This is a genomic window from Caulobacter sp. SL161 (genome assembly GCF_026672375.1).
In the GTDB taxonomy this organism is placed as follows: Bacteria; Pseudomonadota; Alphaproteobacteria; order Caulobacterales; family Caulobacteraceae; genus Caulobacter.
The window spans coordinates 2,506,442-2,518,667 of sequence record NZ_JAPPRA010000001.1 but is presented as its reverse complement, the minus strand read 5'-3'; the positions used below and the strand labels follow the sequence as shown (position 1 = coordinate 2,518,667).

The following is a 12,226-nucleotide window of genomic DNA, read 5'->3' as shown; positions in this document are numbered from 1 at the left end:
CTATTGGGCGATGATCATGCGCACCGGCGTCGGATTGAAGCCGTTGCAGGGGTTGTTGATCTGCGGGCAGTTGGAGACCACCACCACCACGTCCATCTCGGCGCGCAGATCGACGAACAGGCCGGGCGCAGAGATGCCATCGACGATGCCCAGCGCCCCGTCGGCTTCGACCGGCACGTTCATGAACCAGTTGACGTTGCTGACCATGTCGCGCTTGCCGCGCCCCTGGCGGGCGTTGGCGACCAGGAAGTTCTCGACGCAGGCGTGCTGGGCCTTAGTGTGGTGGCCATAGCGCAAGGTGTTGCTCTCGCACGAGCAGGCCCCGCCGATCGTGTCATGATAGGCCACCGCCGTGGCGGTCACCGTCATCATCGGCGCCCCCTCGTTCGACAAAAGCACCGAGCCCTCGCGCAGGAAGATGTTCTTTTGGGCGGCGATGGTGTCTTGAGCGCTGTAGCGTTCGGCGTCGTCGGCGGCGCTGTAGACCAGGAAGTCGACGGCCTGGTTTCCCTCCAGATCGACGATGCGCAGGGTCTGGCCGGCTTTGACTGCATGCAGCCAGGGGGCGCGGGCGGGAACCACCTCGTCGTGGACGATGTCGCCCAGGGGCGGGGGAGCGAAGGCCATGGCGGCGTCCTCAGCGCGAGAAATAGTCTTCGACGTTCAGAAAGGCGCGCAGGCCCTCCGGCGTCGCATTGCGGATCGGGTCCGACTCCGGCGTCACCGGGCCGCGCCAGGCGGTGGCCCGCACCGGCGTCACCGCGTAGCCCGGACGCGGATCCAGCACGTGCGGGCAGTTGGCCAGCACCACGATCAACGCCATCTCGGCCCGCAGGGTGACAAAGCGACCAGGCGGGTAGGGGCCAACGTCAACGACAGTCTCGCCGCCCTGACCGATCCGCACCTCTTTGAAGAGGTTGAGGCACGGATGGATATCCTTGCGGCCCAAACCGAACTTGGCCACGCCCAGCGAGAAGCGGTCCCGGGCGTTGGGGTGGTCTCCGTGATTGAAGCCGTCGCCGTACTTGCGCGTGTTGCTGGCCTGGTTGGAGGCCCCGCAGAAGGCGTCGTGAGCGCCGGCGGTGTCCTCCACCAAGCTGGCCAGCACCCGGCCCATGTCCGACAGCAGAAGCCGCCCCTGACCCAGATAGCCGTTCCACTGGACCTTCAGGGTGTCGGCGATATTCAGGCGCTCGACCGGCTGCTCGGCGTTGAAGACCAACAGCGACACCGCCGCGTCGCCGCGCAGATCCGTCAGTCGCAGCCGCGCGCCGCGCGACAGTCGACGGCTGGCGTAGCCGCCGGGGGCGATGGTTTCGTCCCAGACCACGTCCGCCGCCGCGACTCCGGACGGCAGATCGACGGCGGCGGAGGCCGGCACGGTCGGCATCGACTCGACTCGGGTTCCCGCCTGGGCCCGGGCGTGGGCCTGGGCGGCGTAGGGGGTGGCGGTGTGGCTCTGGGCGGCATCGCTCATGGCGGGGTCGACTCTCCGTCGAGGGCGGCGTCATCGCCGTGGAAGTGCAGCGGCGGCAGGAGGGCGGTCGTGGTGACCAGCTTGATCTGCTGAACCCCACGCACCTTGCGAAGGGCGTCGCACAGTTGCTGCAGGCGCTCCGCCGGACCCTGGACCAGCAGAACCTCCATGGCCTGATCGTCCTCGAGAAAGACGTTCTGAGCCGAGATCACCTCTTTCACATAGCCCAGCTGGGTCTGGGCCAAGGCGTGGCGAACCCGGCCGCTTTCCGCGCGATATATGAGGGTTATGGTGCCGGCCAGCATCGCATCAGGCCGCTCGCCGCTGTGCTCGGCCAGCTCATGGCGGATCAGCTCGGCGATCATCTGCGAGCGGCTGGGCAGGCCGCGCTCGGCAACCATGGCGTCCAACTGGACCATCAGTTCGGCCGGGAGGCTTATGCTGAGCCGCGCCAGGTTCGAGGAGGTGATTTCCATGTCGAGCACTCATTGCTGATATTACGAACGATACAAATCGTAATACCATCGCGGCGGCCCGGTGAGGTCTTAGCGCCTCGATTTTGAGCGATTTTCGTTCAATCGCTACGCAATCGCTCGGCGGTGATGAGCGATCACAACCTCGCTCTGCTGCGGTTCCTGGCGAGGCAACGCCCCTCCTGAACCCTCCTGCGCGCGGGCGTTTCGCCGACATCGGCTCCGCAGGCCCGGTCGTCAGCCTCGATCCGACTCGAGCGCCAAGCCGACGGTGAACGGTCTCGACCCCGCGTTCGACAGCAATGCTCCTCCCCCGAGAAAGTGGACGGGTTATGCCGCTCTGCGTTCCATCTCGGCGGGGCTGATATAGCCCAGAGCCGAGTGCAGGCGACGTGAATTGTAGAAGCCCTCGATATAGCCGAACAGGTCGCGCCGGGCCTCGGCGCGGGTGGCGTAGACCCGATGAAGGACCCGCTCGGTCTTGAGGGTGTGAAAGAAGCTCTCCATCGGCGCATTGTCCCAGCAGTCGCCCTTGCGGCTCATGGACGGGGTAATTCGTGACTGGGCCAGGGCCGAGCCGTAGGTCTCGGCGGCGTATTGAATGCCGCGATCGGAGTGATGGATCAATCCGGGCGCAGGTTTTTGGCGCTCGATGGCCATGGTCAGGGCGTCCAAGGCGATCTGGGCGTGCAAGGTGTCGCGCATCGACCAGCCGACGAGCTTGCGGGTGTGCATGTCGAGAATGCCGGCCAGATAGAGCCAGCCTTCCCCGGTCGGGATATAGGTGAGATCGGCGAGCCAGACCTGGCCAGGGGCCGCCGCCTGGAAGTTACGGGCGAGCCTGTTGGGCGCGATCGGATAGCCATGGCGGCTGTCCGTCGTCCGTGTCCGGCGCGGCAGCGCGGCCAGACCGCGCAGGCCGGCGCGGCGCATCAGCCGCTCGACCCGCGAGCGCCCGACACGGCGGCCATGGCCGAGCAGAACGGCATGGATGCGCGGCGAGCCATAGGTCCCGCAGCTCTCGGCATGGATCAGACGGATGTCCTCGATCAGCACGCGGTTGGCCGCCGCCCGCCGGCTCTCGGGCCTGCCGCGCCCGGGCATAGTAGCCGCTGGCCGACAGGCCCAAGACCCGACACATCATCCGAACCGGCCAGACGCCGCGGTGCTCATCGACGAACCCGAACTTCATCGGGAGGCCGCTCCGAAGATGAGCGCGGCTTTTTTTAGGATGTCGCGCTCCATCCGCAGGTGATCGTTCTCACGGCGCAGGCGGGCGTTCTCGGCGGCCAGATCAGACGGCGACGGGGCCGGCGCTTGCGCGAGGGGGCGCCGCGCCGGCCCCGCCGCCTGCGTCCCGTACTGCATCATCCATCGTCGCAGCACCGTCTCGTGCAGGCCCAACTCCTTGGCCACCACGCCGGCCGACAGGCCGCTGCTGGCGACACGGTCGACCGCTTCTCGTTTGAAGGTCTCCGGAAAGACCCGACGCTTCACGCTCATCAGACACTCCTCTCCAGCTCCGAAAAGCTAGCATGGGTGTCCACTGAAACGAGGGAGGATCACCACCCAGACCGCGCCTCGCCCAAGCGGCCCAGAAAGACCTTGCTCTACCGGAAACCCGCGGAGACCTTCGAAGACTGTGTTGCCGCGATCGGTTGAGCCCACCGTGGTTAGCGGACATTGACGTCAACGCAGCGAAACGCAAAATAGTTCGATGGTCGAGAACGTGCAGGGCAACTAGATCGAAAGGTGCGCCAACGTTCGCGAGGTCGCTGCTGGCTTGAGTACCAACCTTCGCGCTGCCGCTACATGCCTCTGGAACGTGTCGTCGCTTTCGGCGATGATCCTCTCGTTAATAGGCCGGGGAAGACTGGGATGGTGAAGGCGCGCTCACGGGCGTCGGCGATGTGGGTCAATGCGGCCATCCTGCTGGGCACAACGCTCCTATTATGCAGTGAAGCCAGTGGGCAGAGGGCGGGAACGGTCTATCGCGGCCTCCACCCCGGGGGGATGTGGGTCGAGCTGGGCGACGACGGGCATGGCGCATTCGCCTTGTCCATACTGGATGGAATGCCGGGCTTTGCGGCGGAGCCTCTGACCGTCCCCATGCGGCTAGATCGTGGCACCGGTGGCTGTCGACTCACACCGCTTGAGCAGGGACTGGCGATCGGTATCGATGGTTGCCCGGGAGGCTCCGCCTTCAGCGCCAACATCACCATCGGCGCCGTGACGGGCGCGACCGTGTTGCAGCCCGTCGGATGGGAAGGAAGCTTCGCCTGGAGCGATACACGGACGCCCTTGGGCGCAGTCAGGCAATCCTGCGCGTTGCAGCGGTTGCGCGGCGACAAAAGTGTGGCCGGCACCGTGTTGGAGTCGGCGCTGGCAGCGCTCGCCTCCGAGGCAGCTGCCGTTCCAGCGGCATCGACGGATCCAGCCCAGACTCTGCCAAGCCTGCGCGCCGAGCGGCTCCGCTCCTACTCAGTTCTGCAGCTGTCTGCAATTGAGGCCGAGCAGGCGAGAAGGATTGAGGACGCCGTCGCCGGGCGAGCGGTCCTAGGCCGGCGAGTGCCGATGGCCGAGGCCACCCAGCAAAAGATGGAGTTCGACGCCCGGGTCACCAACAGTCCGCAGAGGGTTCAGGCGCGCCAGCGCCTGCTCTATGTTGATCGATCCCTCTCCGAAATTTACGATGTCGCCGTGGCTCGAAGGCGGACCGATGCCACGCGGCGGCTGCAGCAGCAGCTCGCCCCCGCAGCGCTCACGGCGCTGCAACAGACGCTCAGCGCCCGACAACCTTCGCGGATCGAGCATCTGGTGGCGCTTGAGGGCGTTGTCGGCGACCTTGATGCTTGTCTCGCAGCCATCGACCCCGCCGCCACCCATGCGCAAGCGCATGCCGCCGTGCGCCGCAGCTTGGCGTCCCGCGCCGGCGAGCTGAGCGAGGCCATCAACATCGCGATGGCGAGCGCCACGGACTCAGACGGGGCCGCCACCGTTCTGGCGCCCTTCGAAAACAATCAGGCGGTCCGCGAAGCCATGCAGGCAGCCGGTCAGGGGGCAGTTCTCGCCCAGGCGCGTGCGCGCATCACCCGGTTGGCCCAAGCCGAACAGCGCGCCGCGGCGGCCATGATGACCGCAGCGGGAGGTGGGCGAGGCGGCGGCGGATTCTCCGCAGCGAGGGTCAGGCGTTCCGTGGTCTTCGTCTACTATGAATCAGAGAAGGGCGGCAGCCGGTACACAAGTCGCGGGACAGGGTTTGTCGTCGCGCCGAACATCGTCGTCACCAACGCGCACGTCGTAGAGGTCGATGAGGGAAGACGAACGAGCCCCTACCTGGTTATTGTCAATGGTGATGGCGCACCCAAAAAACTCGAAGCCACAGTGCTGCTATCGAATAACAGGGTGGATATGGCTATACTGCGGGTTCCCGGCCTGCAGGGAACACCGGTCCCCATCGCAACGCGTGAACCCAGCATCGGGGCGGACCTCTGGGTCTATGGTTTTCCCGCCGAGGCGGACGGGGCAACGGGCAGTATCGTATCGCGGGTGTTGCGAGGAGATGATCGACCTCTGGAGGCTTCCCTCTCACGCGGGGTGGTTTCCCGGATCGTCACTGGACGTACCGTCCAAGGTGGTGAGCTGGGTGAGACGAGGCTGGTGCAGTACAACGCGGTCTCTTCCGGCGGCGGCTCGGGCAGTCCCGTGTTCGACGCCTGTCACCGGATCATCGCAATCCACGCTCAGGGCACCAGCAGCGACGCTTCGGAATTCAACAACGGGGTCTCCACCACGGTCCTTACCGGCATGCTCCGAAGTGTGGGGGTCACGCCGGCCGTCTCGAGCGCCGCCTGCTAAGCCCAGGCACATTCCAAAGGCGAAGGCCGGCCAGACCCAACGCAGGATTGACAGACACCGGCTGAAGCTGACAGTTCCAAATTGGGGTGACGACGGATTTGATCGGGGGAGTTCCAATGCGTGCCAGGTTGCCTTGTGTCTTGTTCGTAGCTGCCAGCTTCGCAGCGATTAGCAGCAGCGCAGCCGCCCAAACGCGCGGGACCGAATTCGTCAACGTCTGCGCAGCCCAACGCGCACCTTTCGTCCAACTGAGGGACCGCTACCGTGAGCAGATCGTAGGTCGAACGGTAAGCGGTGCGCTGGCCGGGGCGTTGGCCGGGGGCTTGGCCGGAGGAATCGCCACCCGAGGGCAGTCCGAAAACACCCAAAAGACCGGCATTCTCGGAGGCGCTCTTCTTGGCGGCGTCGCTGGCGGCGTCGACCAGTACTTGGACGCCAAGCGTCAGATCACCCAAGACAATCGGCAACTTGTCAGGCTGATTGACGAGGACGCCCGGGGCCAGGCGGGGCGCGTTGGCAGCATGATCACCTCGATCAACTCGACCGGAAAGTGCCGCCAGGATCAGATCAACAGCTGGGAACAACGCCTGCTCTCCACCCGCACAGAGTTCGTTGAGCGCGAGAAGGCGCGGGCCGGGGCTCTAACTTCGGCGGCGGATGACAAGGCACGGCGGACGATCCAGAGGGACAACGACCGAGCGGCGCGGCTAGACAGGCAGGTGCTTGAGCAAATGGGCCGTGAGGAGGCTCAGATTCGGGCTGCGATCAAGGACGACGAGAAGCTGTACGCTGATGTCCTGAAGTTCTTCGACAGCGACATCATGGCCATGGCCGAGGCCCAGGCCCGCGTGGAGGGCACCAGTCCGGCTTCTTTGCGCGGTCCGGCAGAGGCCTACACCGTCCAGGTCGTGCCTCCAGCGCTCCTGGCTGCTCAGGCCTTCAGTTCTACCCAATCTGCCTTCGGCGGATCAGGCTCGGCCTTTCCAAGCGGCCGGCCCGCTAGTCCGGCTCCCGTCGCCGCTGCGCCTCCACCGCCTCCACCGCCATCGCTCTATCTTCAGAGCACCACCCAGCTGCGCGCTACAGCAGCGGCCCAGGGGCGCGCCGTGGCGAGCCTACCGCCTGGAACCCCGGTGGTGCGCCTCGGCGAGGCGGAGGGCGCGCCGGGCTGGATCGAAGTCATGCATGATGGAAAGACGGGCTTCATTCAAGCGTCTCGGATTGGGCCAGCGCCCCCTGCAGGCCTGGCGCGGACGAACGCGGGAGCAACGCGGCAAACCCCGGTTGTGGCGGCTGCCGCGCCCCCGCCCTGGCAGGCGCAGATTGTCCGGCCACAGATGAGCGCGACCAACGGTCACCAAGCGGCCCTGATCGCGCAGCGCGACGCCGCGGCCGAGGCCCAGGCTGCCACACAGTCGGCGGAAGCGCGCCTGCAGCTTGCGGTTCAGCGCGGAAACGAAATCAAGGTAGGCGGTTGAGGCCTAAACCCATCGCGCCGCAAGGCGGGTGCCGGCCCGCAAAAGCGGAGCGATATCAGAGGGTCCTGACCGAGCGGGAATTCACCGCCACAACCATCGCCGTGACATGTCGGCCGTTGCTTGACGCCGGCGCAGCACCGTAAGCTATAGTTCGACTCCTAGGGCCACCGCTCACTCATGACCTACCGGCCGGCCATTCTGTTCACGGCGATAGTGGCGCTTGCGACGACTGCCCTGTCGATGCCAGCTGGTTCGGCGGCGGCAGTCCAGACTCCTGTGGATAGACGACTTCCCGTAGCGGATCTTGCTCCGAACGACCGGCTCTCGATGGCCGGCCAAGCTGTTGTCCTAGTTCGCTCCCGGTTTCCTTCGGCCCCCGGCGATGTGCTCGATACCTCCGAGACCGGCAGCGGGGTGCTCGTGGCGCCCTGCCTTGTTCTGACCGCTAGGCATGTACTTGGCACCGCGCCTATCGATCCGGCGATCGGCCGCTCCGTTGAAACGACGCTGTTTTCGCACACGGCCACAGGTGAGTTCAAACCGAGCACCAGCATGGCCGTCGTCCGCGCGGCGGGAGGCGGGTTTGGAGTGTGGACCAACCGCAGCGTAACCGACGACTGGGCGCTGTTGGAGTTGAAGCAAATGCCGGCGAACGCGAGGCCGGTGGCGCTGGAGCCGGTTGACAGCGGAGTTCCCCAATCATCGCGGCGCGTAGCGCTCGTCGGCTTTCCTGCGGATCATTTCGATCCTGCCGAGCCGAGGCCGTGGGTAGATCCGGATTGCCGCGTGACCGAACAACTCGCCAACCGAATGCTCGTCACAAGTTGCGTGGCGACCAGCGGCAACAGCGGCGGCCCTCTGCTCGTCCTCGGCGAAGGAGGCTGGCGGCTTGCCGGCTTGCTGACCCGCGCAGCGCCGTTGGACGTCACGGGGCGGGTCACACTGGCCGACAACTTCGTTTTGCCGCTTACCGGGCGTATTCGCGGCCAGATAGAAGAGATCGCTCGCTCCAATCGTTGCCCGCCGCCGACGGGAGAGGCTCGTACCGAGTCTGCCGAGCGGTCTGCGTCGCCTGGAAGTTTGAAGCCGCCGCCAAAGGTTAGCCAACCCCAGCGGTTGGGGTGGCGACCATGGCGGAGGCGTTCGCCACCGTGACCGCGCAGGCACTCCTGAGCATCGTCACCGCGCGCCTAGGGCGCTCGGACATTGCTGACTCCTGCGTGCAATCCTACAAGCGCTAGGGGGGGCATCTTCACCGCGCCGGTGGCCGGGTTGGCGCGGCGGTAGTCCTTCCAGCGGAAACGAACGGCCTGGTCGTCGAGGCTGACCAGACGGCTGCTAGAGATGGCGACGCGGTGGGTGTAGCGGGCCAGAAAGGCCAGCACCGCGGCCGGTCCGCCGAACGCCGGCTTGGCGTAGACCACCCATTCGGCGCGACGCAGCGGTGCCAGGTAAGCGGTAAAGGCCCTAGGGCGCGGCCGGGGGCGCAAGGTCGCCGAAGGAGCGTAGACGCCCTTGTGCGTGGAGGGCTGCAAGCCTCTCTAGGAACAGCCGCCGGAACAGCCGCGACAGCACCCGCACCGGCAGGGGGAAGCCCTTGCGGCAGGCGATCCAGCGCTGGCCGTCTGGCGACAGCCCGCCGCCCGGCACGATGCAGTGGACGTGCGGATGATGGGTCAGGGCCGAGCCCCAGGTGTGCAGGACTGCGATAAGGCCGAGCCGCGCGCCCAGTCGCTTGGAATCGGCAGCGATGGTCTGCAGGGTCTGCGCGGCGACCTTGAACAGCAGGTCATAGACCACGGCCTTGCTGTGGAAGGCGATGGCGGCGATCTCCCCCAGCAGGGTGAAAACGACGTGGAAGTAGGGCGCGGGCAGCAGGTCGGCCTTGCGTTCGGCCAGCCAGACCTTGGCCGCCGAACCCTGACACCTGGAGCAATGGCGGTTGCGGCAGGGGTTGTAGCTCACCGCCAGGCGCTGGCAGTCGTCGCAGCGCGCGACGTGACCGCCCAACTCGGCGGTGCGACAGGCCTCGATGGCCGACATGGCCTTGAGCTGACCAAGGCTCAGGCGTCCGGCATGGTCACGGCGATAGGCCGGCCCATGGGCGCGGAAGATGTCGGCCACCTCTAGGGATGGCCGGGACATGGGAGGGTCACGCCGGGGGCGGCCGCAGCACCGAGAGCAGGCTCTTCACCCCGCCCAGGGTCTTGATCGCCACGCGGGTGTAGCGGGCGGTCGTATCCAGCTTCTTGTGACCCAGCAGCGCCTGGATCACCCGCACGTCGGTCTTGCGCTCCAAGAGGTGGGTGGCGAACGAATGGCGCAGGGTGTGCATCGACACCCGCTTGCCCAGGGCCGCCGTCGCCGCCGCGGCCTTACAGGCCCGGTCGAGCTGGCGGGCGGTGACGGGCTGTCCGGGGTCACGCCCTGGGAACACCCACCCCTTGGGCCTGGCTGACAGCCACCAATCGCGCAGCAGGGCCAGGAGGTCTGGCGATAGCATCACATAGCGTTCCTTGCGGCCTTTGCCCTGCTCGACGCGGATCAGCATGCGGGCGCTGTCTATATCGCTGACCTTCAGGTGGGTGATCTCCGAGACCCGCAGGCCACAGCCATAGGCGATGCTGAGGGCGGCCTTGTGCTTGAGGCTGGGCGCGCAGTGCAGGAGCAGCGCTACTTCCTCGGGGCTAAGCACTTCGGGCAGACGGTCTTCCTTGCGGACCGTGGCCAGCCGTTCGCCATAGCCCTGGCGACCTAGTGTGATCTTGAAAAAGAACCGCAGGGCCGAGACGCTGGCGTTCATCTTGGCCGGCGAGGCACCGGCGGAGGCCAGGTGCAGCTGGTATCGTCGCAAGTCCTCGGGCTCGGCCTGATCGGGCGAGCGACCGAGGAACCGGGCGAAGTCGGCGACGACGCGCACGTAGTCGCTCTGGGTCTTCTCACCGAACTGGCGGATCGACATGTCTTCGATCATCCGCTGACGCAGCGGGGTCGTGGGTGCAGAGCTCATCAGGGGTCTCCTGTCTGCAGGGTTGACCCCTAATCTTCAGGCAGGACGGGCAAGGCGCCGCCACTTCAGCCTCAACTACGGCACCAGCGGCGGTCACCCACGCCGCGCGAGCGGCTTAGTCCTCTGGCGCGGCCCGCCCCTGCTAGGAAACCTAGTCCTCACGCCCCTTAGCCAACGCCCGCTCCCTAAGCGCCTCATACATATTCCCGGGCCCGAGCAGGATATCCAACAGCTTCTCCCGCAGCGCCTCTGTCGACAGCACCTGCTGGCTCATGCTCGCGAACTGGTCCTCGCTCTCGATCACGGCGTCCAGGAACTCGTCGCGGATCGTGGGGGAGGCGGCGAACTGGGCCTTGGTGTTGGGCATGGCCTGGGTCTGGAGATCCTCTGACCCCAGCATGTGGCCCATCAGCACGCCGTTCAGGTAGATGAGCTGGTTCTCTTCGGTGATCTCGCCCTCGAACAGGTCGTTCAGCTTGGCGATGATCTCGTCGAGGCGGGCCTTCTCCTTCTCATGCAGGCCGCCGGAGCCCACCTCAGCCATGCCGCTGAGCTTGGGGGCCTCGCCCGTGCCGTACTGGAGGTCGTGCTGGCCCTTGGCCGTCAGGGCGTGATGGGTCAGGCGCAGGCCTGACAGGTCGACGCCCAGGCGCTCGCGGCCGAACTCCTGGAGCGGTAGCAGGCGGCGGAAGAACATCGAGCGCTTCTCGATGTCGGTGTTCCCGTAGTCGAAGATCTGGCTGAGGAAGCTGTAGAGCCGCTGGAAGGCGGCCATGTCGCCCTTGAAGAGGTCCAGGGCGTTCATGTGGTCGAGCGCCTCGGCGGCGGCGCGTTCGTCGTCCTGGGCCTTGGCGGTCACCCAGGCCTGCTTGGCGGCGGCGAAGGCCTTCACCAGGCGATCAGCGACAGGCTCAAGCGCGGCGATCAGGTCGCCTTGCTTGGCCTTGGGGTCCAGCTCGACGCGGACCACGCGCTCGATCTCGTAGTCGTCATAGTGGCCGGCGGCGTCCAGCTTGGCGCGCAGGTCATAGATCAGGTTCGGATCGGTCGCCGCCTCCAGCTCCGCCGTCTCGTAGTAGGTGCGGAAAGCCGTCAGGATGTCCTCGGCGCTGTTGCAGAAGTCGAGGATGTAGGTGGTGTCCTTGCCCGGATGGGCGCGGTTCAGGCGGGAGAGGGTCTGCACGGCCTGGATGCCAGCCAGACGCCGGTCCACGTACATGCCGCACAGCAGGGGCTGGTCGAAGCCCGTCTGGAACTTATTGGCCACCAACAGGAGGTGGAAGTCCTCGCCCTTGAAGGCGTCGCGGATGTCGCGGCCCTTAAGGCCCGGGTTAAGGGCGGCGCTGGTCTCGGTCACTGGCCCGAGTTCCGCGTCCGGCACCTCGCCGGAAAAGGCCACCAGCGTGCCCAGCGGATAGCCCATCTTCTGGATGTAGGCGTTGATCGCCACCGACCAGCGCACGGCCTCCTGGCGGCTGCCCAGCACCACCATGGCCTTGGCCTTGCCGTCCAACAGCGGCTGGACGTTCTCGCGGTAGTGCTCGACGACGATCTGGACCTTCTGGGCGATGTTGTACGGGTGCAGCCGGACCCAGCGCATGATGCCCTTCAGCGCCGTGTCGCGCTCAACCTCGCGCTCGTCCCACTCCTGGCCGTCGTTGGCCAGTTTGAAGGCCAGGCTGTAGGGCGTGTAGTTCTTCAGGACGTCAAGGATGAAGCCTTCCTCGATCGCCTGGCGCATCGAATAGACGTGGAACGGGGCGGGCAGGCCATCGGCGTTCGGGCGGCCGAAGAGCTGCAGCGTCTTGGCCTTGGTAGTGGCGGTGAAGGCCACATAGGTGATCGACTTATCGCTGGCGGCGCGGCCCGCCATGTTGGCCATCAGCACCGCCTCGGCGTCGATCTCGCCGCCCTAGGTGAGGGCGTGAGG

At 66.3% G+C, this 12,226-nt stretch carries 7 protein-coding genes and 3 pseudogenes; 3 read left to right on the top strand and 7 right to left on the bottom strand.

Features of this window, described 5'->3' with window-relative positions; genetic code table 11:
* From OVA11_RS12220 to OVA11_RS12205, 4 genes and pseudogenes are all read right to left on the bottom strand, one after another.
* The gene (locus OVA11_RS12220) at positions 1-627 is read right to left on the bottom strand and encodes an urea amidolyase associated protein UAAP2 (protein ID WP_268067642.1); all 627 of its coding nucleotides are present in this window, start codon (positions 625-627) and stop codon (positions 1-3) included.
* 10 nt (positions 628-637) lie between these two features.
* Positions 638-1,477, bottom strand: coding sequence for an urea amidolyase associated protein UAAP1 (locus OVA11_RS12215; RefSeq protein WP_268067641.1), 840 nt, complete (start codon positions 1,475-1,477; stop codon positions 638-640).
* Positions 1,474-1,962 carry a CopG family ribbon-helix-helix protein gene (locus tag OVA11_RS12210; RefSeq protein ID WP_268067640.1) on the bottom strand — a complete coding sequence of 163 codons (489 nt, stop codon included), beginning with the start codon at positions 1,960-1,962 and terminating at the stop codon, positions 1,474-1,476. The genes OVA11_RS12215 and OVA11_RS12210 overlap by 4 nt, the downstream gene beginning before the upstream one ends.
* Positions 1,963-2,280: 318 nt before the next feature.
* Positions 2,281-3,453, bottom strand: a pseudogene (locus tag OVA11_RS12205) (IS3 family transposase).
* A gap of 375 nt (positions 3,454-3,828) precedes the next feature.
* Between OVA11_RS12205 and OVA11_RS12200 the strand changes: the two are divergent.
* The 3 genes from OVA11_RS12200 (at position 3,829) to OVA11_RS12190 (ending at position 8,441) form a co-directional block, all read left to right on the top strand.
* Positions 3,829-5,808, top strand: a complete 1,980-nt coding sequence (locus tag OVA11_RS12200) for a trypsin-like peptidase domain-containing protein (RefSeq protein ID WP_268067639.1) — start codon at positions 3,829-3,831, stop codon at positions 5,806-5,808.
* Between the two features lie 323 nt (positions 5,809-6,131).
* Positions 6,132-7,286, top strand: a complete 1,155-nt coding sequence (locus OVA11_RS12195; protein ID WP_268067638.1) for an SH3 domain-containing protein — start codon at positions 6,132-6,134, stop codon at positions 7,284-7,286.
* 177 nt (positions 7,287-7,463) lie between these two features.
* A complete protein-coding gene (locus OVA11_RS12190) occupies positions 7,464-8,441 on the top strand; it encodes a trypsin-like serine peptidase (protein WP_268067637.1) in 978 nt (325 codons plus the stop codon).
* A gap of 104 nt (positions 8,442-8,545) precedes the next feature.
* On the opposite strand, the pseudogene OVA11_RS12185 reads toward OVA11_RS12190, so the two are convergent.
* The 3 genes and pseudogenes from OVA11_RS12185 to OVA11_RS12175 all read right to left on the bottom strand — a co-directional run.
* Positions 8,546-9,431 (bottom strand): annotated as a pseudogene (locus OVA11_RS12185) (IS91 family transposase); the annotation flags it as partial.
* 7 nt (positions 9,432-9,438) lie between these two features.
* The gene (locus OVA11_RS12180) at positions 9,439-10,296 is read right to left on the bottom strand and encodes a tyrosine-type recombinase/integrase (protein WP_268067636.1); all 858 of its coding nucleotides are present in this window, start codon (positions 10,294-10,296) and stop codon (positions 9,439-9,441) included.
* A gap of 436 nt (positions 10,297-10,732) precedes the next feature.
* A pseudogene (locus OVA11_RS12175) lies at positions 10,733-12,208 on the bottom strand (type I restriction enzyme subunit R domain-containing protein); the annotation flags it as partial.
* Between the last annotated feature and the right edge of the window lie 18 nt (positions 12,209-12,226).

What these genes read in the sequence shown, in the direction of transcription:
- OVA11_RS12220 (WP_268067642.1), bottom strand. Translation starts at nt 627, where the DNA reads ATGGCCTTCGCTCCCCCGCCCCTGGGCGACATCGTCCACGACGAGGTG.
- OVA11_RS12215 (WP_268067641.1), bottom strand. Translation starts at nt 1,477, where the DNA reads ATGAGCGATGCCGCCCAGAGCCACACCGCCACCCCCTACGCCGCCCAG.
- OVA11_RS12200 (WP_268067639.1), top strand. Translation starts at nt 3,829, where the DNA reads ATGGTGAAGGCGCGCTCACGGGCGTCGGCGATGTGGGTCAATGCGGCC.
- OVA11_RS12190 (WP_268067637.1), top strand. Translation starts at nt 7,464, where the DNA reads ATGACCTACCGGCCGGCCATTCTGTTCACGGCGATAGTGGCGCTTGCG.
- OVA11_RS12180 (WP_268067636.1), bottom strand. Translation starts at nt 10,296, where the DNA reads ATGAGCTCTGCACCCACGACCCCGCTGCGTCAGCGGATGATCGAAGAC.